The 24339-nt window shown below is 63.7% G+C and carries 23 protein-coding genes and 1 pseudogene; 7 read left to right on the top strand and 17 right to left on the bottom strand.

Annotation, left to right across the window (positions count from 1 at the left end):
- The first annotated feature begins 2 nt into the window (after positions 1 to 2).
- Positions 3 to 779 carry an esterase family protein gene (locus AC1D0I_RS18485; RefSeq protein ID WP_477396859.1) on the top strand — a complete coding sequence of 259 codons (777 nt, stop codon included), beginning with the start codon at positions 3 to 5 and terminating at the stop codon, positions 777 to 779.
- A gap of 123 nt (positions 780 to 902) precedes the next feature.
- Here AC1D0I_RS18485 and AC1D0I_RS18480 read toward each other — a convergent pair whose 3' ends face one another.
- The 4 genes from AC1D0I_RS18480 to AC1D0I_RS18465 all read right to left on the bottom strand — a co-directional run bounded on the left by AC1D0I_RS18480 (position 903) and on the right by AC1D0I_RS18465 (position 3717).
- Positions 903 to 1988 carry an AbrB family transcriptional regulator gene (locus tag AC1D0I_RS18480; RefSeq protein WP_477396857.1) on the bottom strand — a complete coding sequence of 362 codons (1086 nt, stop codon included), beginning with the start codon at positions 1986 to 1988 and terminating at the stop codon, positions 903 to 905.
- A gap of 70 nt (positions 1989 to 2058) precedes the next feature.
- Positions 2059 to 2373, bottom strand: a complete 315-nt coding sequence (locus tag AC1D0I_RS18475) for a putative quinol monooxygenase (RefSeq protein WP_184874721.1) — start codon at positions 2371 to 2373, stop codon at positions 2059 to 2061.
- A gap of 62 nt (positions 2374 to 2435) precedes the next feature.
- Positions 2436 to 3218 carry an SDR family NAD(P)-dependent oxidoreductase gene (locus AC1D0I_RS18470; protein WP_477396855.1) on the bottom strand — a complete coding sequence of 261 codons (783 nt, stop codon included), beginning with the start codon at positions 3216 to 3218 and terminating at the stop codon, positions 2436 to 2438.
- A 61-nt stretch (positions 3219 to 3279) separates the two neighbouring features.
- Entirely contained in the window at positions 3280 to 3717 is a 438-nt protein-coding gene (locus AC1D0I_RS18465; protein ID WP_477396853.1) for a DsrE family protein, read from the bottom strand.
- A 102-nt stretch (positions 3718 to 3819) separates the two neighbouring features.
- On the opposite strand from AC1D0I_RS18465, the gene AC1D0I_RS18460 reads away from it, so the two are divergent.
- Positions 3820 to 4911, top strand: a complete 1092-nt coding sequence (locus AC1D0I_RS18460) for a hypothetical protein (protein WP_477396852.1) — start codon at positions 3820 to 3822, stop codon at positions 4909 to 4911.
- A 7-nt stretch (positions 4912 to 4918) separates the two neighbouring features.
- Here the strand turns inward: AC1D0I_RS18460 and AC1D0I_RS18455 are convergent, their stop codons facing one another.
- The gene (locus tag AC1D0I_RS18455; protein WP_477396850.1) at positions 4919 to 5866 is read right to left on the bottom strand and encodes a cation diffusion facilitator family transporter; all 948 of its coding nucleotides are present in this window, start codon (positions 5864 to 5866) and stop codon (positions 4919 to 4921) included.
- A 5-nt stretch (positions 5867 to 5871) separates the two neighbouring features.
- Positions 5872 to 8061 carry an anthranilate synthase gene (locus AC1D0I_RS18450; RefSeq protein ID WP_477396849.1) on the bottom strand — a complete coding sequence of 730 codons (2190 nt, stop codon included), beginning with the start codon at positions 8059 to 8061 and terminating at the stop codon, positions 5872 to 5874.
- Between the two features lie 319 nt (positions 8062 to 8380).
- Between AC1D0I_RS18450 and AC1D0I_RS18445 the strand changes: the two genes are divergently transcribed.
- Positions 8381 to 9151: an isocitrate lyase/PEP mutase family protein gene (locus tag AC1D0I_RS18445; RefSeq protein ID WP_477396847.1), complete on the top strand. Its 771-nt coding sequence runs from the start codon at positions 8381 to 8383 to the stop codon at positions 9149 to 9151.
- A 1-nt stretch (position 9152) separates the two neighbouring features.
- Here AC1D0I_RS18445 and AC1D0I_RS18440 read toward each other — a convergent pair whose 3' ends face one another.
- The 4 genes from AC1D0I_RS18440 to AC1D0I_RS18425 form a co-directional block, all read right to left on the bottom strand.
- The gene (locus AC1D0I_RS18440) at positions 9153 to 10208 is read right to left on the bottom strand and encodes a peptidase M14 (RefSeq protein ID WP_477396845.1); all 1056 of its coding nucleotides are present in this window, start codon (positions 10206 to 10208) and stop codon (positions 9153 to 9155) included.
- 89 nt (positions 10209 to 10297) lie between these two features.
- A complete protein-coding gene (locus AC1D0I_RS18435; RefSeq protein ID WP_477396843.1) occupies positions 10298 to 11476 on the bottom strand; it encodes an MFS transporter in 1179 nt (392 codons plus the stop codon).
- A 121-nt stretch (positions 11477 to 11597) separates the two neighbouring features.
- Complete coding sequence (locus tag AC1D0I_RS18430; RefSeq protein WP_477396841.1) at positions 11598 to 12974, bottom strand: FAD-containing oxidoreductase; 1377 nt, start codon at positions 12972 to 12974, stop codon at positions 11598 to 11600.
- Positions 12971 to 13432 carry a DUF4126 domain-containing protein gene (locus tag AC1D0I_RS18425; RefSeq protein WP_477396840.1) on the bottom strand — a complete coding sequence of 154 codons (462 nt, stop codon included), beginning with the start codon at positions 13430 to 13432 and terminating at the stop codon, positions 12971 to 12973. The genes AC1D0I_RS18430 and AC1D0I_RS18425 overlap by 4 nt, the downstream gene beginning before the upstream one ends.
- Positions 13433 to 13616: 184 nt before the next feature.
- Between AC1D0I_RS18425 and AC1D0I_RS18420 the strand changes: the two genes are divergently transcribed.
- The gene (locus AC1D0I_RS18420; RefSeq protein ID WP_477396838.1) at positions 13617 to 14174 is read left to right on the top strand and encodes a sugar O-acetyltransferase; all 558 of its coding nucleotides are present in this window, start codon (positions 13617 to 13619) and stop codon (positions 14172 to 14174) included.
- Between the two features lie 110 nt (positions 14175 to 14284).
- Here AC1D0I_RS18420 and AC1D0I_RS18415 read toward each other — a convergent pair whose 3' ends face one another.
- Entirely contained in the window at positions 14285 to 15619 is a 1335-nt protein-coding gene (locus AC1D0I_RS18415) for an ATP-binding protein (protein ID WP_477396836.1), read from the bottom strand.
- Positions 15616 to 16275: a response regulator gene (locus AC1D0I_RS18410; protein ID WP_477228244.1), complete on the bottom strand. Its 660-nt coding sequence runs from the start codon at positions 16273 to 16275 to the stop codon at positions 15616 to 15618. Before AC1D0I_RS18410 ends, AC1D0I_RS18415 begins: the two co-directional genes overlap by 4 nt.
- A gap of 166 nt (positions 16276 to 16441) precedes the next feature.
- Here AC1D0I_RS18410 and AC1D0I_RS18405 point away from each other — a divergent pair, with 166 nt between their 5' ends.
- Positions 16442 to 16708 (top strand): PepSY domain-containing protein, encoded by a 267-nt coding sequence (locus AC1D0I_RS18405; RefSeq protein ID WP_477396835.1) that lies wholly within the window; start codon positions 16442 to 16444, stop codon positions 16706 to 16708.
- 5 nt (positions 16709 to 16713) lie between these two features.
- Positions 16714 to 17322 carry a cytochrome b/b6 domain-containing protein gene (locus AC1D0I_RS18400; protein ID WP_477396833.1) on the top strand — a complete coding sequence of 203 codons (609 nt, stop codon included), beginning with the start codon at positions 16714 to 16716 and terminating at the stop codon, positions 17320 to 17322.
- Between the two features lie 61 nt (positions 17323 to 17383).
- On the opposite strand, the gene AC1D0I_RS18395 is transcribed toward AC1D0I_RS18400, so the two are convergent.
- Positions 17384 to 18376: a GlxA family transcriptional regulator gene (locus tag AC1D0I_RS18395; RefSeq protein ID WP_477396831.1), complete on the bottom strand. Its 993-nt coding sequence runs from the start codon at positions 18374 to 18376 to the stop codon at positions 17384 to 17386.
- A 123-nt stretch (positions 18377 to 18499) separates the two neighbouring features.
- On the opposite strand from AC1D0I_RS18395, the gene AC1D0I_RS18390 reads away from it, so the two are divergent.
- Positions 18500 to 19144: a cysteine hydrolase family protein gene (locus tag AC1D0I_RS18390; protein ID WP_477396829.1), complete on the top strand. Its 645-nt coding sequence runs from the start codon at positions 18500 to 18502 to the stop codon at positions 19142 to 19144.
- Positions 19145 to 19219: 75 nt separating this feature from the next.
- Here AC1D0I_RS18390 and AC1D0I_RS18385 read toward each other — a convergent pair whose 3' ends face one another.
- From AC1D0I_RS18385 to AC1D0I_RS18370, 4 genes and pseudogenes are all read right to left on the bottom strand, one after another.
- The gene (locus AC1D0I_RS18385) at positions 19220 to 20899 is read right to left on the bottom strand and encodes a formate--tetrahydrofolate ligase (protein ID WP_477396827.1); all 1680 of its coding nucleotides are present in this window, start codon (positions 20897 to 20899) and stop codon (positions 19220 to 19222) included.
- A 316-nt stretch (positions 20900 to 21215) separates the two neighbouring features.
- Positions 21216 to 22340, bottom strand: a complete 1125-nt coding sequence (locus tag AC1D0I_RS18380) for a DUF2333 family protein (protein WP_477396826.1) — start codon at positions 22338 to 22340, stop codon at positions 21216 to 21218.
- A 104-nt stretch (positions 22341 to 22444) separates the two neighbouring features.
- Positions 22445 to 23746 (bottom strand): DUF6638 family protein, encoded by a 1302-nt coding sequence (locus AC1D0I_RS18375; RefSeq protein WP_477396824.1) that lies wholly within the window; start codon positions 23744 to 23746, stop codon positions 22445 to 22447.
- Positions 23747 to 23849: 103 nt separating this feature from the next.
- Positions 23850 to 24266: pseudogene (locus AC1D0I_RS18370) on the bottom strand (endonuclease domain-containing protein).
- Positions 24267 to 24339: the final 73 nt, after the last annotated feature.

Here is a 24339-nt window from a genome sequence, read left to right as displayed (position 1 = left end):
CGATGGACGTTTCCTATCACAACACTTTCGCCCGCAATCTCGGCCGCGACATGGAATACAAGCGCTACGGCCATGCCGGCCGGCCGGTGGTGGTGTTCCCGACCTCGCAAGGGCGGTTCTACCAGTTCGAGGATTCCGGCGGGGTAGGGGCACTGGCCGAGTTCATCGACACCGGCCGCATCCAGTTGTTCACGGTCGACGGCATCGATTCGGAATCCTTCTTCGACAAGCATGCCGACGCCGCACACCGCATCGGTCGGCACGAGGCCTATTTCCGCTATGTGCGCGAGGAGGCGCTGCCGGAATTCCTGTCCACGGCCGCGCAGGCCAATGGCGGGCGCAAGCTGAAGCCGCTGTTCACAGGCTGTTCGATGGGCGGCTACCATTCGTCGAACTTCGTGTTCCGCTTTCCCGAACTCGCCAGCGGCGTCATCTCGCTGTCGGGCGTCTATTCGGCCCGCGACTTCTTCGGCAAGGCGCTTGAAGGCGACATCTTCTACAACTCACCGCTCGACTATCTGCCCGGCATCGTCGACCCTAAACTGCTTGCCCGCCTGAAGGCGCTCAGGCTGATCTTCTGCTGCGGACAGGGCGCCTGGGAGGAACGGATGCTGGTCGAGACGCGCAAGCTGGAACAGATCCTGCGCGACAGGTCCATTCCCGCATGGGTCGACTATTGGGGCGGCGATGTCAGCCATGACTGGCCGTGGTGGCACAAGCAACTGGTCTATTTCTTCGGCCGCTGGCTGGATGAGGACCTGATGCACAGGCTCGATTGAGGCGCAGGGAGATTCAGGTGATGCCGGCCTGGAAACGTCGGCGGGCCGTTGCACGGCAGCACCGCTGACGGGCTTCGACCCTGGCTGTGAAATCGCAACCTGGTTGTGATTTCAGAACGTTGGCTACCCCCTGACGCTTCTCGCCACCAGCCGTGCCACGCTCGGGCCGACCAGCAGCACGACCAGGAAGCGCGCCGATTGCAGCGCCATGACGAAGGAGATGTCGACGTTCTGCGCGGCGGCGGCAATGATGGCGATGCTGTCCATGCCGCCCGGGCTGGTCGCCAGGTAGGCGGTCAAAGGGTCGATGCCCAAGAGATGGCTGATCATGAAGGCAAGGCCGCCGCAAAAGGCGATCAACGCCACGATCGAGGCGATGATCTGCGGCAAGGCACGCGTCGCATGGCGCAGGATCGGCCGCGTGAAGTTCAGGCCGATCGACCAGCCGACCATCGCGTAGCTGACCGCCAGCAGCCATTGCGGCAATTGCATCTCCACGCCAAGGCCAAGATGGATGACGGTGCCGACGATGAAGGTGCCGAGAAAGAAGGGCGAAGGCAGCCGGCAAAGCTTTCCCGCCAGGCCGCCGACAAGCGCGATGCCGATGGTGGCAGCGAAGGCTTGCGGATCGATCGGCGGAAACCAGATGATGGGCGGGATTTCGACCCCCGACGTGTCGACCCACATCTTTGCAACGAGGGCCGCCGTCATCGAGACGAAGATGACGCGCAGATATTGCATGAAGGCGACGAGCCGCTGGTCGGCGCCGAAGGCACCGGCCATCAGCACCATGGCGGTGGCGGCACCTGGCGAGGAGCCCCAGACGGCGGTGGTGCCGGGCAGGATGCGCCAGCGGCTGATCAGCCAGCCGAGCAGGCTGGAGGCCGTCACGGTGGCCACCACGACGCCGAGAAACAGCGGCCATTCCTGGTAGAAGACTGGAAAGATGTCGGCCGAGATCGAACTGGCGACGAGGCAGCCGACAATCGCCTGGGCGGCGCCGAACAGAAGACGCGGCACGCGCACCGTGGCGCCATTGGTGCCGGCGACGATGGCCGCCAGCATCGGTCCGATCAGCAGGGCGGCCGGCAGGGCGGCGAGCTCCAGCGCGCCGGCAAACAGGGCGGAGACGGTCAGGATCGCCAGCCATTGCCAAGCCTTACGCATCCGCGCCATGCGTTCGACAACGGGCTGGTCCGGGGAATCCATGTCTTGGTCTCAGTCTCGAAGCGGGGCGATGCGAACCCCGCTGCGCCGAAAAAGGATGCCTCGCGTGAGCTTAGGCTTTTTTGCCGTCGGCCAGGCCAAAGCCGCCGACAGGGTGCGTTTCGACCTGGAATTCAAAGCCGGCGATGAACGGCCGCGCCTTGGCGATCGCCGCCTGGACTTCCGGAAGCTGCAGCGAGGCCTTGTGGCTTTCGGCGTCGGTCCACACTTCGGTGACCCAGATCGCATCGGCATCCGCGGGGTCGCGGGCAATGATGTAGCTCAGGCAACCCGGCAGGGCGCCGGTGCTGGTGCTGGCGCGCAGGACCTCCATGACCGCGTCGCGCTGGCCGCGCGATGCCCGCATCTTGCCGATCAGTCCATACATTCCTTTGTCTCCCTTCGAGGTTTTCGACAAGATATGCAGATCGTCAGTATGCAGATAGCCGGTCAAGGCATCAACTGGCCGCCATTCACCTCGATCACCTGGCCGGTGATGTAGCCGCTCAGAAGGTCGGAAGAGAGGAACAGGTAGGCGCCGACGCAGTCTTCCGCAGTGCCGGCGCGCCCCTGTGGAATGGTGGCGACCATGCCCTTTATCTGCTCGTCGGTCGAATAGCGCTCGTGGAACGGCGTGAGAATGGTGCCGGGCGCCACTGCGTTGACGCGGACGCCGAAGCCGATCAGTTCCTTGGCCATGCCGCGCGTCACGTTGGAGACGAAGGCCTTGGCCGAACCGTAGAGGCCGGCGCCGCCGCCGGCGCCGTTGCGCGCGGCGATCGACGAGGTGTTGACGATGAAGCCGCCCTGTTTCTTCAGCCACGGGATCGCCTTGCGTGAGGCGGTCAGCACGGAACGCGCATTGAGGTCCATCACCGCGTCGTAGTGCGCCTCGGTCTGCTCGGCATAGGGCACGCGGCCGAGCATGCCGCCGGCATTGTTGACCAGCCCGTCGAGGCGGCCGAAATGCTGCGCGCTGTCCTCGACGACGCGTTCGACATCGGCGGGAACCGAGAAATCGCCCTGGACGAGGAACACCTCGCCGCCCTTGTCGGCAATGGTCTTAGCCAGAGCGTCGGCGGCGTCGCGGCTCGAATTGTAGTGCAGTGCTACGCGGCATTTCTGTGCGGCGTAGGCCGACGCCAGGGCCGCGCCTATGCCGGTCGATGCACCGGTAACCAGTACCGCCTTGCCGGCGAGATCGGGAATGCTGAGTGTGGTGGTGGCTGGCACGCGTGTCCTCCGGGATTTCTGCCGGTCCTTCGTAGGCCTTTGGTGCCCAGATGTTCAAGCCTCACGGGCGCAGATAGACGTAGCCCTGGCCCTGCAATTCCGCGAGTTTGACGACGCCACCCTTGTCGGCGGCGTGGAACCCGTCGAGCAGGTCGGTCAAAGAAATATCCATGCCTTGCATGGTGTTGGCGCAGGCGTGCGGATCGAGCCCCTGCTGCACCAGGCTGGCGAAGCGGCCGGAGATCGCGGCCGAAATGCCTTTGGACTTGAATGCGGCAAGGGCTGGACCATGCACGACCAGCACGATGTCGACATTGCCGCCGGTGCCGTCATAGTGGTTCTTGATGTTGCCGAGAACGAAATTGACCTTGTCGAGATCGCTGAGATGATAGGCGACCTTCTGCCTGGCGGGCTCCGTGGCGGCTGCCTGCACCACCCGCAGGCCAAGAAACGTTCCGGTTCCGGCAAGAACCGCGCGGAACATATCGCGCCGGCGCATCGCATTCTCCTCCGCTTGACGGCGCACCGCAAAATGCGTGGCTGCGGCCGCAATACTAGCATAAATTGACATTACGTCCTGTCGATGCGGAGGAGGGGTCACATGACGCTTTGTAAGGTATTGGCGGGCGGCGCTTGGGGTGTCGCGCTGCTTGGCCTGCTGGCCGGCTCGGCCTTGGCCGATGATGTGCTGAAGCTCACCGAACTCAGCCCCAATGGTGCCGACGCCTGTTTCGGCCGCGTCTATGACGCAGCACACCTCAAGGCGCATCCGAAGCAGAAGGTGGCGCGGATATTCTTCTACTACGGCCATGATCCGGTCAGCCGGCCGAATGAAGAGCCTGCCGCGAATTCTGACTCATCGTACAATGCCTTCGTTGCCACCACCGTGCGCGGCGCCAAGGCGCCGGAATGGGCCGGCGGCTGGTGCAATCACGAGTCCGAGGACGGCAAATCAGGCCCGATCCATTGCGGCATGGATTGCGACCGCACCCTGGCCTCGCTGAAAGTCGATGACAAAGGAAGCCTGATCATCACCGACGTGCAGCCCGATCTTTATCTGGATGCCGGGTCGGAAGAGGAACTGGGTGCAGCGGAATATGACAGGCAGGCGCTGGGCAAGGAAGATGACAATTTCCGCCTCGACCCGATGCCGGCCGCGACCTGCAAGGCGGAGTTCGCGCGCATCGATCCGATCGACCAGGCGCTCGGGGCCCCGCTGCGCGAACGGCTGAAGCCGGACCAGGCCTTCTGCTATGGGCGCGACTATGACGCGTCGCACCTGGCCTCGCACCCCGATCAGCTGACGCAGTCGATCCGGGTTTTCCGCGGCTCGGTGGAGCTGGCATCTTTTGCTTCAGGGGGCGACGCAGCCAACTGGCCCGATGGCGCCGACATTGCCGTCACCGTCACCACGCGGCAGAAATCGGCCAAGGTCACGCAGACCTATTCCTGCCAGGGCGAGGCCGACCAGTGGCGCTGCGCGGCAAGTTCGAAGATGAGCGATTTTTCCTGCGACATCGCGCAGAAGGAGATTTTCCTCAAGCGCGGCGTCAACGGCACGATGATGCTGGCCAATCCCAACAGCAGCCTGGCGATCGTCGATCTGTGTTCGAAGGCCGCCGACGGCAAGACGAAATCCGACGACAAGGTCTACCGGCTGCAGCCGATGCCGCAATCGGCCTGCGCGCCGTGAGCTGACCTCAGGCGAACGGCACGGCCGTCGTGCCTTTCGGCAGCTTGGCTTCGTCGTCGGGCTCGACATGGATGGTGACGCGCACCGAGGGGATTTCGGCCTTCAACGCGTCCTCGATACGGTCGCAGATGACATGGCTGGCGCCGACCGACATGTCGGCGTCGACGACCAGATGGAACTCGATGAAGGTGGCGCGGCCGGCGATGCGCGTCTTCAGGTCATGCACCTCAAGCGCGCCCTTGCAGTTGGCCGAGATGACGTCGCGGATGCGCATGTGCGCCTGCGTGTCGACGGCACGGTCCATCAGGCCGTTCATCGACGAGCCGATGACGTGCCAGCCCTGCCACAGGATGTTCAGCGCCACGATGACGGCGAGTGCCGGGTCGAGGATGTGCCAGCCGGTGAGGATTGCCCCGACCAGGCCGCCGAAGACGCCGATCGAGGTCACCACATCGGTCATGATGTGATTGCCGTCGGCAACCAGCGCCGGCGATTTCTCGGCCCGGCCGGCGCGGATCAGCGTCCAGGCCCAGAAGGCATTGATCACCGTCGCGATGCCGTTGACCGCCAGGCCGTTCCAGGGCTTTGCCATGGGCGCCGGCACCTGCCAGGCGCGCCAGACCTCGTTGAGGATCAAAAGCGCGGCGAGAACGATCAGCACGCCTTCGAGCACAGCCGAGAAATACTCGGCCTTGTGGTGGCCGAAGGGATGGTCCTGGTCGGCAGGCTTGTAGCTGACCTGGATCGCCCAGAAGGCGGCCATCGAGGCGATGACGTTGACGATCGATTCCAGCGCGTCCGAATAGAGCGCCACCGAGCCGGTGATGTACCAGGCGACGAGCTTCAGACCGAGCACGACTGCGGCAATGATGATCGACCAGAACGCAAGGTTGGCGACCTTGCGCTTCGCCGCGGCTTTGGCCGCGATCGCCATCGTGTTCTCGGTTTCGGCCATGGTCGTCAGGCGGCCTTTTCCTTGGCCTTGCGCGGCAGGTGGGCAACGATGTTCTCGATGATCCGCATACCGGCATTGTGGCCGAGCGTCATGATCGATTCCGGGTGGAACTGCACCGCGGCGATAGGTTCCTTGCGGTGTTCGAAGGCCATGATAACGCCGTCCTCGGTCTCGGCCGTGACAATAAAATCATCGGGCAGGCGCACCGGATCGGCGAAGATCGAGTGATAGCGGCCGACGGTGACTTCCTTGGGCAGGCCGGAGAAGATGATGCCCGGCTTCGAGACGCGGATGCGCGACGGCTTGCCATGCATCGGGACATGCAGTTGCCTGAGCTCGCCACCATAGGCCTCGGCCAGTGCCTGCAGGCCGAGGCAGACGCCGAAAATCGGCAACTCGCGGGCGCGCGCCTTTTTGATGGTGGCGGCGCAGTCGAAATCCTTCGGTGTGCCGGGGCCGGGCGATAGCACGACGAGGTCGGGCTTCAGCCGGTCGAAGACTTCCTCCGGCACCGGCGTGCGTACGGTCGAGACGTTGGCGCCGGTCTGGCGGAAATAATTGGCCAGCGTGTGGACGAAGCTGTCCTCGTGGTCGACGAGCAGGATGTTGACGCCGTCGCCGACGCGGGCGGTGGTGCGTTCGGTGCTGGCGGAATTGCCTGTCTTGGCGTCGCGGATGGCGGAGAGCATGGCGGATGCCTTCAGTTCGGTTTCGGCTTCTTCTTCCTCGGGAATGCTGTCGAAGAGCAATGTGGCGCCGGCGCGGACCTCGGCAATGCCGTCCTTGATGCGGATGGTGCGAAGGGTGAGGCCGGTGTTCATGTCGCCGTTGAAATTGACCATGCCGATCGCGCCGCCATACCAGGCGCGCGGGCTCTTCTCGTTCTGCTCGATGAAGCGCATGGCCCACAGTTTCGGCGCGCCGGTGACGGTGACCGCCCAGGCATGCGACAGGAAGGCGTCGAAGGCATCCATGCCTTCGCGCAGCCGCCCCTCGATGTGGTCCACGGTGTGGATCAGGCGCGAATACATCTCGATCTGGCGGCGGCCGATGACGCGCACCGAGCCCGGCTCGCAGACCCGCGACTTGTCGTTGCGGTCGACGTCCGAGCACATGGTGAGTTCGGATTCGTCCTTCTTGGAGTTGAGCAGCTTCAAGATCTGCTCTGAGTCGGAAATGGCGTCGTCGCCGCGCTTGATGGTGCCCGAGATCGGGCAGGTCTCGACACGGCGGCCGTTGACACGCACGAACATTTCCGGGGAGGCGCCGATCAGATATTCGCCTTCGCCCAGATTGATGAAGAAGGAATAGGGCGAGGGGTTGATCGACTTCAGCTTGCGCGAAATCTCGGACGGCTGCGTCTCGCAGCGCTCGTAGAACATCTGGCCGGGCACGACCTCGAACAGATCGCCGCGCTTGAACGAATCCATGGCCTTGCGAACCAGGTTGGCGTATTCGCCCGGCTCATGGTCACCGCGCGGCGGGATGCGGTCGGCGGTCTTGAACGGCTCGGCGATTTCATCGCGCGGCAGGCCTTCAGTCGAAAACCCATCGCCCGAATAGTCGTAGCGGTCGGTCCAGGCCTTGGCCGAGTAATGGTCGACGACCAGGATCTCGTCGGGCAGGAACAGGACGAGGTCGCGCTGGCTCTGCTTGCGCTCGAGCTTGTAGTCGACCGGGTCGAACTGGAAGGCGAGGTCGTAGCCGAAGGCGCCGTAGAGGCCGAGATTGGCGTCTTCCTCGGTCTTGAACAGAGCGGTGATGGCCCGCAGCACGGTGAACACCGAGGGGACGCGGCTGCGTTCCTCCTCGGTGAAGACACGGCCGGGTTTGGCGACGTCGAGGCGGATCAGTTTCTTCGAGTTCTCGGCGATGGTGACATCGGCCAGGCTGCCGAGCGTCTTGCCGATGACCGGCAACAGCACCTCGCCACGACCGTTCAGCGCCTCGATGCGGACAGTGCGGCCGCGCGCCGAAATGACAACCGGCGGATCGATGATGGCGGTGTCCCAGCGGGTGTAGCGGCCGGGATATTCGTAATTCGAGGAAAACACCGCGCCGCGGCGAGCGTTCAGCCCGTCGACGTAGGCGTCGATGGCGCCCGCATAGGGCTGGTCGTGGCGCTCGCGGATGATGGTGATGCCACCCGCGGTCACGAAACTTTCCGCCCCGTTTTCCAGAACCTTCATCGTCATTGCCGTCTCCATCAGCTTCTTGGGGCAACGGACCCGGGAATGGCTTGAAAAAACAAATGGCCGCCCGGACATTCCGTTGCGGCCACCCTCTATTTTCACGCGCACGCGTTCGAACAGGCCGCTGTCAGCAGGCCCACCACCAAATGGTCTTGGTCGAACGCATGTTCATGGCGAAATCCATAGCTGCGAAAAACCGGATGCGCAACAGGTTTGAAAATTCTGCTCGGTGGCCGCCGCTTCTGCGGCTCATGGCACATCGCCAGAGCCGGCGGTCCTGCTTAGGCTGGATGTCCAACCGCAGAAACATGGGAAAACAGCAATGACCGAGCAGATTGAGCGTGCGCGCGCATTCCATTCCCTCCACGTTAAGGGAAACCCGATCGTTCTCTACAATGCCTGGGACCCGGGCTCGGCCAAGATTGTCGAGAAAGCAGGGGCCAAGGCGATCGCCACGGGAAGCTGGCCGGTGGCGGCCGCCTTCGGATACGCCGATGGCGAGAAGATCCCGCTGGAGCTGGCGCTCGACAACATCAGGCGGATCGTAGGGGCGGTCGACCTGCCGGTGACCATGGATCTCGAGGGCGGCTACGGCATTGAACCGGAAACCGTCGCCCGCACCGTGACGCGTGCCGTGCAGGCCGGCGCCATCGGCTTCAATTTCGAGGACCAGATCGTCGGCGGCACCGGCCTGCACGACATCGCGCTACAGGTGAAGCGGATCGAAGCCGCCGCCGCTGCGGTCAAGGCCTCGGGTATCCCGGCATTCCTCAACGCCCGAACCGACATCTTCCTCAAGGCCAAACCGGATACGCACGACAAGGCGCTGCTCGACCAGGCGATCGAACGAGCACACGCCTATGAAAGGGCCGGAGCGAACGGCTTCTTTGCGCCGGGCCTTGGCGATGAGAGCCTGATCGAGGCGCTCTGCAAGGCAATCGCGTTGCCGGTCAACATCATTGCGCTGGCGCATGTGCCGCCGCGCCAGCGGCTGGCGGAACTCGGCGTCGCCCGCATCAGCCACGGGCCGGTGCCTTACCGGCAGATGGCCGAATGGCTGGAGGCGAAGGCGCGGCTGGCTATTTCGGGCTAATTCAGTCCTCCAGTGTCCCCGACCTGGCGTCGGCGCTCTTGCTGTCGCCGACCAGCTTCAACAAGTCTTCGCCGGCGCGGATGATGCGGCGCGAGCGGCGGGTGAGGATGATGCCATCCTGCGGTGCCAAAACTTCGGTGCGGCCATCGGTTTCACCCGGTGCATGGACGATGGTGGCGAGGCGAGCGCCCTTGGCGACGCGGTCGCCGGGCTTCACGTCATAAAGCACGGCGCCCGCCCGGGGCGCGGGCATCATCTCGATATTTTCCAGCGGTGCGACGACACCGGTGAAAGGACCGGGTGCGGGCAGGGCGGTGTCGGAGATCACGCCGCGCGCCACCAGCAGCCGGTAGAGACCTTCGGCGTCGGCGGCGGCCAACGTGCCRTCGACGTCGAGGATGCCGCGATACTCGACCGTCGTGGCGACGCGACGGTCGAGTTTGGCCATGTCATCGGGAACGTTCTGGTAGGGCATGATCGAGGCGCCCTCGAACGTACCGTCGGTGTCTTCGCTCCACAGCATCACCGCATCAACGCCCATGGCGGCGGCACAGTCGGCCATCGCCGGCCACAGGCTGGTATGGACATAGAGATAGGCGAGCCCCTCGTCATCGCAATGCAGGTCGAGCACAATGTCGTGGCCGAGCGAAAGCTGCACCAGCCGGGTCTTCAATCGCCGGTCGACAGGGCCAAGCGTGACGTCGGGCAAGAGTGCTGCGTCGGGTGCGGCAAGCAGCGGAAAGCCGCGATTGAAGTTGGTGCGGGTGCCGAGATGGAAGCGGCCCTGATGCTCGCCGAAATGATATTGGGCGCGGCCGATCGGGTTGGCCCAGGGCACGACAGTGATGTTGCCCTTGATGCGGCCTTCGGCCTCGGCCTTGGCCAGCATCGGCATCAGCGCGTCGATGGCGACGACGCCCGGCAACTCGCCGGCATGGAGTGCCGCCTGCAGATAGGCTGACGGAGCGGCCTTGCCGGTTCCGGCAAACCGGAACAGCGGAAATTCGTAGGAAACTCCTTCGCTTTCGCCGGCGATGCGCTCGATCGATTTCTGCATGACTTTCCTCCATCAAGAGCGACAAGACATGCCCATTTGAAGGCGCCGATGTCGATTGGTCCAGCCTGCCGCGCTATGGGCGCAAGCGGTTATTCCGCGGCAGCCTGAAGCGGGACGGAAGGCGCGCGCCTATCCAGTGTCTGCGACAGCCCCGCGACGATGACCGCCAGCAGCGCCAATGCCGCGCCGACCAGCGGCAGGTTGGCATAGGAAACGCCTGCGGAAAGGGCCACGCCGCCGATCCAGGCGCCGCTGGCATTGCCGACATTGAAGGCGCCCTGGTTCAGCGTGGCGGCAAGGTTCGGCCCTTCGGAGGCCGCCTCGACGACGCGGATCTGCAGCGGCGGCACGACGACGAAGATGAGCAGGCCCCACAGGAAAACGATGCCGATGGCAACGCCGGCTATGGCGCCGAACTGATTGAAGCCGACAAACAGGAGCGCCAGCAACAGCAGCGTGCCAATGACCGTCGGCATCAATTTCCAGTCGGCGAGCCGGCCGCCGATGATGTTGCCGATGGTCATGCCGGCGCCGAACAGCAGCAGCACCCAGGTGACGGCGGAAGTGGACAGGCCGGACACGTCGGTCAGATAGGGTTTTATGTAGGTGAAGACGGCAAACAGGCTGGCCGAGGCAAGCGCGGCGATCAGCATCGCCAGCCAGACCTGTAGCTTGCCCAGCACGCGCAATTCGCCGCGCAGGCCGCCACCGCTCGGTTCAGCGACGTCGGATGGTACCAGCCAGGCGATGCAAGCGACCGAGATCAGGCCGATGCCGACCACGGCGAGGAAGGTGGCGCGCCAGCCGAAGGCTTCGCCCAGGGCGGTGCCGGCGGGAACGCCAAGGATGTTGGCCAGCGTCAGCCCGGCGAACATCAGCGCGATGGCGCTGGCGCGCTTGTTGCGCGGCACAAGGCTCGCAGCAACGACAGAGCCGATACCGAAGAAGGCGCCGTGGCCGAAGGCGGTGAAGACGCGCGCGGCCATCAGCATCCAGTAGTTGGGCGCGATGGCGCAGAACAGATTGCCGACGACGAACAGTGCGGCGAGGCCAACCAGCACCGGCTTGCGCGGCAAATGCGCGGTGGCCATTGCCACGATTGGCGCGCCGAAGACCACGCCCAGCGCATAGCCGGTGACCAGCAGGCCGGCCGAAGGGATGGACACGCCGAGGTCGGCGGCGACCTCCGGCAGCAGGCCCATGATGACGAATTCGGTGGTGCCGATGCAGAAGGACGCAATGGCAAGCGCAAGGATCGGCAAAGGCATAGGGCGTCCAGACTGAATCGGTTCAAATTCAGATTGAACGCGTAGCCGCGCTACGCGCAATATGCATTGCTGCAACGCAGCAATGCATAAAGTCCACAGCTTGGCGCGAGTATGAGGGTTCTCACACCAGCGGCTTCAGCTCCTGGGCGATGGTGGGCAGCAGTTCCGAGACATTCGGGTGGATGTGCACCGCGCGCGCCAGCGTGTCGACGGGCGCCTTGGCGTACATCAGGTCGAGCACGCAATGCACCGCCTCGTCGCCGCCGGGGCCAAGCACCGAACAGCCGAGGATCTCCCTGGTGTCGGCATCGACGAGGATCTTCATGAAGCCCTGCGTCTCGCCCTTTTCGACGGCGCGTCCGACGCGGGTCATCGGCCGCTGGCCGACCAGCGCCCGGCGACCGGATTTCTTCACCGCGGCCTCGGTCATGCCACAGCGGCCGAGCGGCGGGTCGATGTAGAGCGCATAGGCCTCGATGCGGTCGCTGACTTTGCGCGGATCATTGTCGAGCAGGTTGGCGGCGACGATCTCGTAGTCGTTGTAGGACGTGTGGGTGAAGGCGCCCTTGCCGTTGCAGTCGCCCATCGCCCAGATGCCGGGCACGCTGGTGCGCAGCTGGTCGTCGACGGTCACGAAGCCGCGCTTGTCCACCTCGACGCCTGCTCTGTCGAGGCCGAGATCGTCGGTGTTGGGCACGCGTCCCAGAGCCAGCAGCACATGCGAGCCGACCGCCGGCGGTTTGCCGGCGGAGAAGGTCACGGCAGTGTCGTTGCCTTGTTTGGCGAAGGCGATGTCGTCGGCACCGAGATGGACCGCAATGCCCTCGTTTTGGAGGATGGAAAGGATGGCGTCGGAAACATCCTCGTCCTCGCGGCCGGTCAGCCTGGGAGACTTCTCGATCACCGTGACGTCGCTGCCGAAGCGGCGGAACATCTGTGCGAATTCGAGCGAGATGTAGCTGCCGCCGACGACGACGAGATGGCGCGGCAGCACGTCGAGATCCATCATCGAGGAGTTGGTCAGATAGTCGATATCGTGGATGCCGGGCAGGTCGGGCACAGAGGCGCGGCCGCCGGTGTTGAGGAAGATTTTTTCGGCGGTCAAAAGGTCGTCGCCGACGCGCACGGTGTTGGCGGATTCGAAACGCGCATGGCCGCGATAGAGCGTGCAATTGTCCATGCCGGCGATCCAGGTTTCGAGCCCGATGCGGGCGTCGTTCGACACCTTGTCCTTGCGCGCCTTGATCGCCTTGTAATCGACGCCGACGGGGCCGCTGAGCGTGACGCCATAGTCGGCGGCCCGCCGCGCCAGATGCGCGGCATAGGCGCTGGCGACCATGGTCTTGGTCGGCATGCAACCGGTGTTGACGCAGGTGCCGCCGACCAGCTTGCGCTCGATCAGCGCCACGCTCATGCCGGCGGCATTCAGCCGGCTGGCCAGCGACGGGCCGGCCTGTCCGGCGCCGATGATGATGGCGTCGAAGGTCTTTGCCGTCATGCCACCGCCACCACGATCAGCAAGCCGCCGATGATCGCCACTGCGTCCTCGATGAAGGCGGCGGGCGGGTCCTTGCCGAAGGCGGCTGCCAGCCGGCCGCGCGCTTCGGCGCCGCCCAGCGTGCCGATCACAGCGCCGATGGCGCCGGCGATCAGGCCGCCGATGGTGGAACCGCCGGTGGCGCCGATGACAGCCCCGGTAAAGGCGCCCATGATGATGCGGGCGCCGAATTGCTGCGGCACTTTACGGCTCGGCGTCGAAGGCAACTGGTCGGTGACCAGTTCGACGATGGCCAGGATGGTGAAGATGCCGACAGCGGCCCAATGGCTCATGAAGCTGGCCCAGGTGCCGGCGACCGGCAGCCAGCCGAGATAAGCCCCCCAGGCGACGGCGGCCGGCGCGGTCATCGCGCGAAGACCGGCAATGACGCCGATCAGAAGTGCGAGAATATACAGCATGATTGATCCCCTCATCGCCGGGCCAGGACAGCCCAGCAAGAGCAGGCTAGCATAGGCTTGGCCTTTGACCAGACATGACTTCGCAAAATCGGAATGGATTTTGCGCCCGGAATTGGCAGAAGCTGGCACTTCTCCGTCCGCGGCATTTGTGCTTTGGCGGGGATGCCAAAGGGAGGACACCGTCATGGCTGGAAGCGAGCGCGCCAAGATGGCGGCCGGCGAATGGTACACCTGCCTCGATGACGAACTGGAGGCCTTGCGCGTCATGGCGCGCGACGCGGTGTTCGAGCACAATTGCCTGCCGCCCCGGCAGCGCGGAAACCTCGGGCCGGGCTTGAAGGCATTGCTCGGCAGGGCGGGCGAGGGCGCCCGCATCGAGGCGCCGTTCCACTGCGCCTACGGCTTCAACATCTTTCTCGGCGATGCCGCCTTTCTCAACGCCGGCTGCACCATTCTCGATACGGCAAGCGTGCGCATCGGCAGGGGAACGCTGCTCGGCCCCAATGTGCAGATCTATTGCGCCGAGCACCACAGGGAGGTCGCCGGGCGGCAAGCGGGGCTGGAGATCGCGAGGCCTGTCGAGATCGGCGCCAATGCATGGATCGGCGGCAGCGCGATCATCCTTGGCGGAGTCAGCATCGGCGAGGGCGCCATCGTCGGCGCCGGCGCGGTGGTGACGCGCGACGTCGCCGCGAACACCACAGTGGTCGGCAATCCGGCGCGGGCGGTCAAGCGCGGCTGACGCTAGAGCATGATGCCGAAAAGTGTGAAGCGGTTTCGGACGACATCATGCTCTATCTCTTCGAGTTAGAGGCGGATTCAGATTTCAAGTCGACCTGAAATCATCCGGCTCTAGGCGGCGGGAAACCGGATCGTCGCTTCGAACCCGTCCTGCCGGCCGGATGCCGGGGAGTTCAGAACCAGCGTCGCATCGATCTGTTGCAGGATCCGGCTGACGATCGCCAACCCGAGGCCCGATCCCTCGGCGCGCGTTGCTCCGCGCTCGAACCGTTTGATCAGGCTGCCTGGGGCTGGAACCACCGGACCTTTGTTGATCACGCCAAGTCGGGCGTCTTCGTCGATGCGCACGACAACCTCTCCGCCTTCGGGGCCATGCCGCAAGGCATTCTCGATAAGGTTGCGCAGGACGATGGCCAGTGCATCCGTGTCGATCGCGGCCAGCGCCTTGCCTTTCACCGGTATTTCGAGGCGAAGGCGGCCCTTGTTTTCGCTGTGCTGCTCGAAGTCTTCGACCACCAGTGCGGCGACCGCGGCAAGGTCGGCAGGCTTGCCGGCGGCGGCCACTCCGGCGTCGGCGCGCGCCAGCTGCATCAACTTTTCGGACAGGCCGGCGAGGTCGGACAGCGCTGCCTTGATCTGGCGCGGACGTTTTCTTGCCGCGTCGTCCGGAGCTTCCGCGATCAGGCGCTCCGTCTGTGCCAATGCGCCGGCAATCGGCGTGCGTAATTCATGCGCGGCATTCGCGGTGAATTCTTTTTCCGCCTCAAGCGCCATGTGCAGGCGCCGCATCAGGCTGTTGACCGACTTGGCAATGGCGGCGAGTTCCGAAGGCAGTTCGGTGGTGCGGATCGCAGCGAGGTTGTCGCCGTGACGGGCGCTGATCTCGCCGCGCAATGTTGCAATCGGCCTCAGGAAACGCGCCAGGGTCAGCCACGCGACAAGTGCGCTCAACGGGATCAGGATGACCATCGGTATCAGGAAACCGGTGGCGGCTTCGAAGGTCTCCTCGTTGCGCCGTGCATCGAGCTCGGCGACCTGGATGAAGATCGTGCCGCCAACCGCGGGCTCGGTGTAGATGCGCCATCCGGCGGCCTCCGAAAAGCCCTGCGCGAGTTCAGCCGTGAGCGGCTCCGCGGGAGCATTGTAGGAGTGCAGGAGAACACGGCCACTGCCGTCCCGCACCTGGAAGATGAGGCGACCGCCTATATCGTCCGAGACGGCCTCTGCCAGCCTGCGGGGCGATTGCGAAACCTCGCGCCCGAAAAGATCGTCGATGACCAGCGGCAGCAGCCGGCGGGCCGCTTCCTGCATCGAATTGTCCATGGCTTCGTTGATTTCACGATGCAGGGTGATGCTTCCCGTGACCGCGGCGACCAGGCCGAAGGCGACCGTGACCAGGATCAGGGAGGCAACGAGACGACCGGCAAGGCTGTCGAAGAACCTCATGGGAATGCCAGGCGGTAGCCCAGCCCCCTTACGGTCGTGAGGGCCTCGCGCCCGATCTTCTTGCGCAGGCGGCTGACATAGACTTCGACCGTGTTGCTTTCGATCTCCGCCCCGAAGGCATAGAGCGCATCCTCGATCTGGTTCTTGCCCACGGTCATGCCGGGGCGGCGCAAAAACTGCTCCAGCACAGCCCATTCGCGGGACGTCAGCATGGCCTCCCTGCCGTCCACGACAACGCGGCGGGCGGCCTGGTCGATTTCGACCGGCCCGAGCCGAACCAGGGGATTTGGGTTTCCAGCATAGCGGCGCGCGACCGCAGCGAGGCGCGCGGACAACTCGCCGAGATCGAACGGCTTGACCAGATAGTCGTCTGCTCCGGAATTCAGGCCCTCTATCCGGTCGGAGAGCTGGTCGCGCGCGGTCAGGATGATGACCGGCGTATCGGTGCCTTCACGGCGCAGCGTCTTCAGGAATTCGAGCCCCCTGCCGTCCGGCAGATGGAGATCGAGCAGGACGAGTTCATAGGAGACGACATGAAGGTGATCGCCGGCATCGCCAAGCGTCGTGCTCCAGTCCACGGCATGACCGTCGGCGGCGATATGATCGCGCACCGCCTCGCCCAGCACGGGGTCGTCTTCGATCAGTAGAACGCGCACCTTGCCTCCGTGTTCAGCAACACGCCACCTCCATGCGGAACAAGGCTGACAGGAACCTGAACGAAAGCCAACTGCGGCTTTTGAGCGATACGATACGCGTTCAGGCTGCTGTCAGGTTTCACGGTCAGGGTTCGCGACATCGGAATTGGCCGATGGAGAAAACAAGATGAAGACCTTGATCATGACCGCGCTGGTGATGGCTGTTGCCGGACCGGCTTTCGCTGCCGACAAATGCGATGTGCCAACCGACCAGTGGCAACCGCGCGAGGCGCTGCAAAAGAAACTTGAAAGCGAAGGCTGGAAGGTTCGCAGCATCAAGACCGAGAACGGCTGCTACGAAGCCAAGGCACTCGACGCCAACGGCAAGAAGCTGGAAGCCGTGTTCAATCCCAAGACGCTCGAGTCGGTCGGCCCCGATTCCGACGACGGTTGATCGCCATGAACGCCACCGTTTCGACACGAGACACCTCGGTCGAGTCGACACGAGACACCTCGGTAGGGTCGACACGAGAAGGTTCGGTCAGGGTCTGGAGTTCCTACGTCCGCCTCTTTCATTGGTCGCTGGTCCTGTGCGTTGCGGTGGCCTGGCTTTCCTCGGGAGAAATCATGAAGCTGCATGAACTGGCCGGTTACAGTGCGGGGGTCTTGATAGCTTCACGGCTGATCGCAGGGCTGGCGGGATCGGGTCACACGCGCTTCCGTCAGTTCGTGCGTGGGCCGCGCGCGGTGAGCTTGTACATAGCCGATGTGGCGCAGGGTCGCGAAAAGCGTCATCTCGGCCACAACCCTGCCGGCGGCGCCATGGTGCTGGCGCTTCTGACCTGCGTGGCGGGAATTGCGCTTACGGGCTGGATGCAGACCACCGATGCCTGGTGGGGCGTGGCCTGGGTGGAGGACACGCACAAGATCCTGGGCAATGGAATTCTCGTGCTCGTCGGGCTTCATGTCGGCGGCGTGCTGCTGGCCAGCCTGCGCCATCGTGAGAATCTGGTTCGCGCCATGCTCACTGGCCGCAAACGCGCGCCATCGCCGGGAGACGTTGCCTGACTGCCTGGATCAGGGAATACCAAAGGCGCCGCAGTGATGCGGCGCCTTTGGCCGTTCTTTCTCAGGAAGGCAGGGCGTGCGGCACTGGTACGTCCTGATCGGCTCGCCTCGAGAACTCGCGACGGTATTGCGCCGGTGACGTCTTGAGCCGTGCCGAAAAATGCTGGCGCAGCGACGTGGCGCTGCCGAAGCCGACCTCGAAGGCCACCATGTCCATCGACTTCTCCGTTGCCTCCAGCAACCGCTGCGCCAGTTCGATCCGCTGGCTGGTCAGCCATTCGCCGAAACTGGTGCCGATCGATTTCTGAAAGCGGCGGGTGAAGGTGCGCCGGGTCAGGCCGGCGGCCTCGGCGACGCGGTCGAGGCTGTGCGTCTCGCCAAGCGTCGCGCGAACCGCGTCAAGCGCCTGGGTGAACCGGTCGGCATCAGCGCTTTTTGCCACCGGATGCTCGATGAATTGTGCCTGCCCGCCTTGCCGATGCGGCGAAAGGACAATCTGGCGGGCGAGCCGGAGTGCGGCTTCCGCGCCATAGCGGGCGCGCACGATGTGGAGACAGCAGTCGAGGCCAGCCGCGACGCCGGCCGAGGTCACGACATCGCCATTGTCGACATAGAGCACCGTGGCATCGACCGCGATGTCGGGATGGAGTTTTTGCAGCCGCTCGGAAAAGGCCCAGTGCGTCGCGGCACGGCGGCCTGAAAGCAGCCCGGCGGCGGCGATGGCGAAGGTTCCCAGACACAGGCCGACGATCAACGCGCCGCGCTGGTGCGCCCGGCACAGCGCCTCCACCAGCGGCGGCGATGGTGCCTCGCCGAGATGCCAGCTTGGGATGATGACGATGTCGGCGCCGTCGAACCCTTCGAGCCCATGCGGCGCGGCAACCGTCAGTCCGGCTTCGGTGTGGATCGGGCCGGCCTTGACCGCGCAGATGCGGAACTCGAAGCGCGGCAGGCCAAGAGATGTCCTGTCCTCGCCGAACACCAGGCATGGCACGGAGAGATGGAACGGGCTGATGCCGTCGAAGGCAAGGACGGCGATGATGGGGTCGGTCATGGGGCTTCCGCGAGTGGATGTGGATTGTCCCAATTCTTTCGAATGATGTCAATCGGGACACTTTCGATCGCTTGGCATGTCACCTATTTTCGATCCATCGCATTCAAGCCGGAAGGAAACACCATGTCTGACCCAGCCAACGCCACGCCACGTCGCGCGCTTGTCGTCGTCGACGTCCAGAACGATTATGATGGCGGCAATCTCGCCATCCAGCATCCTCCGTTCCGCGACAGCGTCGTCAATGTGGCACGCGCCATGGACGCGGCCGCCGCGGCCGGCGTCAAGGTGGTGGTAATCAAGCAACTGGCTCCGGAGACATCGCCAGTTTTCGCCAAGGGCAGCCATGGCGCCGAACTCCATCCCGAGATCGCCAAGCGCAGCCGCGACCATTATGTCGAAAAGAACCTGCCCTCCGCCTTCACAGGCACCGATCTCGAAGACTGGCTGTGCGCCAACGCCATCGATACGATTACTGTCGTCGGCTACATGACGCACAATTGCGATCTGTCGACAATCCTCCATGCCGTGCATATGGGCTTCGCCGTCGAGTTCCTGTCCGACGCGACCGGCTCGCTGCCCTACGCCAACAGCGCCGGTTATGCCTCGGCCGAGGAGATCCACCGCGTGGTGACGATCATCCTGCAGTCGCGCTTCGCGGCGGTGCTCAAGACCGCCGAATGGATCGAATGCCTGAAGACGGGCGTGCTGCCCGAGCGCGATACGATCTATGCCTCCAACCAACGGGCGCTGGCGCGCAACGCCGCGTAGCCAGAGTTTGTCCTCGGAAAGCAGAAAGGGCGGCCAGTGGCCGCCCTTTCAAGTCTCGCGACGATCTCGAAATTCTCAGAACAGGCCTTCGATCTGTCCTGCCTCGTTGAGGAAGATCTTTTCCGAGGATGGCGCCTTGGGCAGGCCGGGCATGGTCATGACCTCGCCACAGATGATGACGACGAAGCCGGCACCGGCCGACAGCCTGACCTCGCGCACCGGTACGGTGTGGCCGGTCGGCGCGCCGCGCAGGTTCGGGTCAGTCGAGAAGGAGTACTGCGTCTTGGCCATGCACACCGGCAGGTGGCCGTAGCCGGCTTGCTCCCAGGCGTGCAGCTGGTCGCGCACCGACTTGTCGGCGATCGCTTCCGAGCCGCGATAGATGCGCTGGACGATGGTGTTGATCTTCTCGAACAGCGGCATCGCATCGGGGTAGAGCGGCGCGAACTGCGAGGCACCGGATTCGGCCAGCGCCACCACCTTGTTGGCGAGCTCCTCGATGCCGGCCGAACCCTTGGCCCAGTGCTTGCACAGGATCGCCTCTTCACCCATCGAGGCGACATAGTCCTTCATCGCCTGGATTTCGGCGTCGGTGTCGGAATAGAAGTGGTTGATGGCGACCACCGCCGGCACGCCGAACTGGCGGATGTTCTCGATGTGGCGGCCAAGGTTGGCGCAGCCCTTCTTCACCGCCTCGATGTTTTCCTTGCCGAGGTATTCCTTCTTGACGCCGCCATTCATCTTCATGGCGCGCACGGTGGCGACGATGACGGCAGCGGCCGGCTTCAGGCCAGCCTTGCGGCACTTGATGTCGAAGAATTTTTCCGCGCCGAGGTCAGCGCCGAAGCCGGCTTCGGTGACGACATAGTCGGCAAGCTTGAGCGCCGTCGTGGTGGCGACGACCGAGTTGCAGCCATGCGCGATGTTGGCGAACGGGCCGCCATGCACGAAGGCCGGATTGTTCTCCAGCGTCTGCACCAGGTTGGGCTGCATGGCGTCCTTCAGGAGCACGGCCATGGCGCCGTCGGCCTTGAGGTCGCGGGCATAGACCGGCGACTTGTCACGGCGATAGGCGACGATGATGTCGCCGAGGCGTTTCTCGAGGTCCTTCAGATCGGTCGACAGGCACAGGATGGCCATGACCTCCGAGGCGACGGTGATGTCGAAGCCGCCCTCGCGCGGAAAACCGTTGGCGACGCCGCCGAGCGAACAGATGATCTCGCGCAGCGCGCGGTCGTTCATGTCCATGACGCGGCGCCAGACGACGCGGCGGGTGTCGATGCCGAGCTCATTGCCCCAGTAGATGTGGTTGTCGATCAGCGCCGACAGAAGGTTGTGTGCCGTGGTGATGGCGTGGAAGTCGCCGGTGAAGTGGAGGTTCATGTCCTCCATCGGCACGACCTGCGCATAGCCGCCGCCGGCGGCACCGCCTTTGACGCCGAAGTTCGGGCCGAGCGAAGCCTCGCGGATGCAGACGATCGCCTTCTTGCCGATGCGGTTGAGGCCGTCGCCGAGGCCGACGGTGGTCGTCGTCTTGCCTTCGCCGGCGGGCGTCGGGTTGATGGCGGTGACGAGGATCAGCCTGCCGTCCTTGTTGCCCTTCACCGACTTGATGAACTCGGCGGAAATCTTGGCCTTGTCGTGGCCGTAGGGCAAAAGGTGTTCGGTCGGAATGCCGATCTTGGCGCCGATCTCCTGGATCTGCTTCTTCTTGGCGCCGCGCGCGATCTCGATGTCGGACTTCACTTCGGCCATGACGGCTATCCTCTGGATTGGTCGGTGGAGGGTACGGGGTTTGATCTCATTCGCATGCAGGCCGGAACCGGGGCGCGGGCATGTTTTAACCCTGTCGCTGCCGCGGCGTCAACTTGCATGCAACTATGTTTCCTATGAAGAAAATTCATCTGCGGACCGGCCGATCTTGTCATCGGTTCTTCCCGGCTCCGTTGCCGCGCCGTATAGAAGCCAGAGGACGCGTCGTTCCGCCGTCTCAAAACAGCCGCACAATGCACCGAATGCGACAGAAGCGACGGCGCAAATTCGCCATCGCTTCGGCTGCGGCCGGCAAGCCTTATTGTGTCAGCACGTTGCTGATTTCGACCATGTTGGAGCGCACCCTGAGCACGTAGAAGCCCATCGTCGTCAGATGCGTCGGCAACAGCCAGCCGTCTTCGCGGCCATTGGCGATGATGAAGGGCTGGATGCGCAGCGCCGAGACGAACTGCGCGTCCATCGTGTCCCACAGGCTCTGCAGGTGCTTTTCCTTGATGACGTCGTCGAAGTCGGCCTGGGCACCCTTCATCAGGCCGTAATAGGCATAGAGCTGGCCATAGGCGAACCAGTAGCGGTCGTCGGCGCGGAAATCGAACCAGCCATTGTTATGGTTTTCGGCGCGTTCCTTGAGAATGGCCGAGGTCGAGCCGATGTCCGAAGCGATGCGATCGATATATTGTTTCAAATTGTCGGCGCGGGCATCGAAGGTTGCCTGGCAGGTGGCGAGCCGGGCGTTGAAGGAGCGCAGCTTGCGCACCGCGTCGCGGTAATAGCTCGGTGTCGGCGTCTTCGGGCCGAACGGGCTCAGGCCGAAATACCAGGTGTATTCGTCGAACTGCAGATTGCCGCGCGCGTCCTGAAGGTCGGCATCGATCTGCGACGTGGTGCGAACACGGCCGAGATTGTCGGCGAGTTCCGTCGCCGTGCGCCGCACCGCTTGGTTGATGCCGCGCTGGAACGAGGCCTTGTTGTCCATCCACGGCGTGTGGTCCCAGTCGATGCCGAACAGGCCGATCTTGTAGAGGATCATCGACGAGATCCAGGCATTCTGGTTGACGTTGAAGTCGGTCAGGTCGGCGGCGATCTGGGCAATACCGGAGTTACCGCAGGTCTTGGCGGTATCCGTGCCGGAACCGGCGGCAACCTGTTCGCCGGCGGACACGTTGCGCTTCTCGAAAGTGTAGGTGTCGGGGTAATTCGGGTTGAAATTGTTCCACCACTGGGTGGCGTAGAAGAAGTTGGCATAGAGGCCGATAAGCACCAGCAAGGCGATGCCGACCACCGCCTTGAGGATCCAGCCGCGCTGCGTGTACCAGCGCCCGGCCCACATGAACGGCCACAGGATGACGCCGATCAGGAGGCCGATGCCACGGCCGATCCACTGGAAAATCCAGGTGAAGAAGTTCACGATCGGATCGAGCATGGCGATGTCACCCCCTCAAAGCATGATGCCAAAAAGTTGCAGACTTTTGGATAGCATCATGCGCCAAAACAACAAGTTAGAACGAAATGACGGTTCATTTCGTTCTAGTCAGTCAGGCCATAGAGGCGTGTGCGAAACGCCACCTTGTCCTTCAAATATGTGGTTTTGAGAACGTCCACAACATGCGATCGCCAAGCGTCGCTGAAGCCGTCATAGTCCCTGTAGAAGCCCTGCTTGTTGAAGATGTAGCGCGAGACGAAGTCCGACGGCACGAAATCCGAAATCAGCCGGTTGGTCAGCCAGGCGTCGGGGTGGTCTGATTTGGCGCGGATCACCAGGAAGCGCTGCTGCGGGAACACATCCTCGATCTTGAGGTAGCCGAGCTGGGCGATCTCGCGCTTGGCGGCGTTGAGGAAGGGAAAATTGCCGTCCCTGGTGATCAGGTCGGCATGGCTCTGGATCCAGGTCTGCAGCCAGACCTTGTCGACATCGGTCAGGTTGCGGTCTGGCTCGGCGTCGCGGATCAGCGCGCGCACCACCATCTCGGCGCGATGCTCGAGATAGCCCGAGGCCTCGATCCAGGAGGCGCGCGGCAGCTCGATGCGGCCGGTGGTGGCGAGGAACTTGAACACCTTGTCGGCGTCGTTGATCGAAAGATAACTGACCTGCCACGGCCGCGAGCGGCGGAAGCCAGGTGCGGCCGGATCGCCGATCACCGTCGTCATGTCCGGATCGACGAACACGTAGAGACCGCCGAAATGGCTGGTCCAGTAGGCATTGTGGCGGAAGATCACCTGGTCGGGCACCAGCGCGTTCTCGCGGATGTCGCCGCAGATCTTGGCCAGATCCACCATGCGGGTCAGCATGGCGTTGTCGCGCCAGGCGTCGGGCTCCTGCTTCAGCCGGTCGACGAGCTTGCCGAGCTCGGCGGCCTTGCCCAGCACATCCTCGGCCGACAGCACCTTGAACTCGACCTGGCTGATCGAAAGGAGGTCCTCGATGTCGTTGACCTTGGGAACGGAATCCTCGATCTCGCCGTAGATCACGTCCTTGATGGTCAGCGCGTCGATGGCGCGCTGGTTCTTGGACATGAACTCGAACATCAGCTGCGAGGTGTTGGAGAAGGCGGTGTGCACCACCGGCAGGTCGATCTGCGACGGCGTCAGGATGATGAAGCGGCGGTTGACCTCGTTAGGGTCGAGATAGTCATAGTCGCCGCATTCCTCGGCCACTTCTGGCGAGAACCCTGTGCGGTCGATCTGGAAGCTCTTCAACTTCGTCGGCTTCAGGCCGAAYGCCGCCAGCGCCTTGTTGTAGCGCTGGATCAAATGCGGCTCGTCGACCGTCAGCAGCCGGCCATAGATCAGCTCATTGTCGCGCAGCAGGTCGGGTTTCTTGGCGGTCATGAGGAAAGTTCCGAGCGGCTGTACCTGAAAAGCGCCAACCCTGGCGCCCCCCTCTCCCCGTTCTTCACGGGGAGAGGGTAAGGGTGAGGGGCGGCGCGACGGATCAAGAACATGTCTCCCCATAGCGTTTAGCGGCAACAAATCGGAGCTCATGCGTTTCGATATGACGCTCAAGGCGCGCCTCGATCGCGGCGAGTATGGTTTCGAGCACGGCTTCCCGGTCCTTCAACACATCGATATTCCAAAGGCGAAGGACAGACCAACCATTTGAAATCATGAACTGATCCCTGGCCTGGTCATAATTGCTCCCGACGTGCTGGCTGCCGTCAATCTCGACAACAAGCTGGCTTTCCCTTCAGACAAAATCGGCAAAATAGCTGCCTATCGGAAACTGCCGCACGAATTTGTGGCCGTTCAATCGCCGATCGCGCAGTTCGAGCCAAAGGGCGTTCTCAGCGTCATTGTCCGATTGACGTAGACGCCTTGCCCGGCCCGTTGTTACGCTTTCTGGTCCACGCATGCGCCGCCCCTCACCCTTACCCTCTCCCCGTGAAGAACGGGGAGAGGGGGGCGCCAGCGTATGCGCCTTGTGC

Source organism: Mesorhizobium sp. P2_D1, assembly GCF_056404455.1.
The sequence above is the reverse complement of the archived record's forward strand: the minus strand, read 5'-3'. Positions and strand labels throughout refer to the sequence as shown.

What these genes read in the sequence shown, in the direction of transcription:
- AC1D0I_RS18455 (WP_477396850.1), bottom strand. Translation starts at nt 5,866, where the DNA reads ATGGCCGAAACCGAGAACACGATGGCGATCGCGGCCAAAGCCGCGGCG.
- AC1D0I_RS18430 (WP_477396841.1), bottom strand. Translation starts at nt 12,974, where the DNA reads ATGACGGCAAAGACCTTCGACGCCATCATCATCGGCGCCGGACAGGCC.
- AC1D0I_RS18480 (WP_477396857.1), bottom strand. Translation starts at nt 1,988, where the DNA reads ATGGATTCCCCGGACCAGCCCGTTGTCGAACGCATGGCGCGGATGCGT.
- AC1D0I_RS18445 (WP_477396847.1), top strand. Translation starts at nt 8,381, where the DNA reads ATGACCGAGCAGATTGAGCGTGCGCGCGCATTCCATTCCCTCCACGTT.
- AC1D0I_RS18465 (WP_477396853.1), bottom strand. Translation starts at nt 3,717, where the DNA reads ATGCGCCGGCGCGATATGTTCCGCGCGGTTCTTGCCGGAACCGGAACG.
- AC1D0I_RS18475 (WP_184874721.1), bottom strand. Translation starts at nt 2,373, where the DNA reads ATGTATGGACTGATCGGCAAGATGCGGGCATCGCGCGGCCAGCGCGAC.
- AC1D0I_RS18400 (WP_477396833.1), top strand. Translation starts at nt 16,714, where the DNA reads ATGAACGCCACCGTTTCGACACGAGACACCTCGGTCGAGTCGACACGA.
- AC1D0I_RS18390 (WP_477396829.1), top strand. Translation starts at nt 18,500, where the DNA reads ATGTCTGACCCAGCCAACGCCACGCCACGTCGCGCGCTTGTCGTCGTC.
- AC1D0I_RS18420 (WP_477396838.1), top strand. Translation starts at nt 13,617, where the DNA reads ATGGCTGGAAGCGAGCGCGCCAAGATGGCGGCCGGCGAATGGTACACC.
- AC1D0I_RS18485 (WP_477396859.1), top strand. Translation starts at nt 3, where the DNA reads ATGGACGTTTCCTATCACAACACTTTCGCCCGCAATCTCGGCCGCGAC.
- AC1D0I_RS18395 (WP_477396831.1), bottom strand. Translation starts at nt 18,376, where the DNA reads ATGACCGACCCCATCATCGCCGTCCTTGCCTTCGACGGCATCAGCCCG.
- AC1D0I_RS18425 (WP_477396840.1), bottom strand. Translation starts at nt 13,432, where the DNA reads ATGCTGTATATTCTCGCACTTCTGATCGGCGTCATTGCCGGTCTTCGC.
- AC1D0I_RS18415 (WP_477396836.1), bottom strand. Translation starts at nt 15,619, where the DNA reads ATGAGGTTCTTCGACAGCCTTGCCGGTCGTCTCGTTGCCTCCCTGATC.
- AC1D0I_RS18385 (WP_477396827.1), bottom strand. Translation starts at nt 20,899, where the DNA reads ATGGCCGAAGTGAAGTCCGACATCGAGATCGCGCGCGGCGCCAAGAAG.
- AC1D0I_RS18460 (WP_477396852.1), top strand. Translation starts at nt 3,820, where the DNA reads ATGACGCTTTGTAAGGTATTGGCGGGCGGCGCTTGGGGTGTCGCGCTG.
- AC1D0I_RS18405 (WP_477396835.1), top strand. Translation starts at nt 16,442, where the DNA reads ATGAAGACCTTGATCATGACCGCGCTGGTGATGGCTGTTGCCGGACCG.
- AC1D0I_RS18380 (WP_477396826.1), bottom strand. Translation starts at nt 22,340, where the DNA reads ATGCTCGATCCGATCGTGAACTTCTTCACCTGGATTTTCCAGTGGATC.
- AC1D0I_RS18435 (WP_477396843.1), bottom strand. Translation starts at nt 11,476, where the DNA reads ATGCCTTTGCCGATCCTTGCGCTTGCCATTGCGTCCTTCTGCATCGGC.
- AC1D0I_RS18450 (WP_477396849.1), bottom strand. Translation starts at nt 8,061, where the DNA reads ATGACGATGAAGGTTCTGGAAAACGGGGCGGAAAGTTTCGTGACCGCG.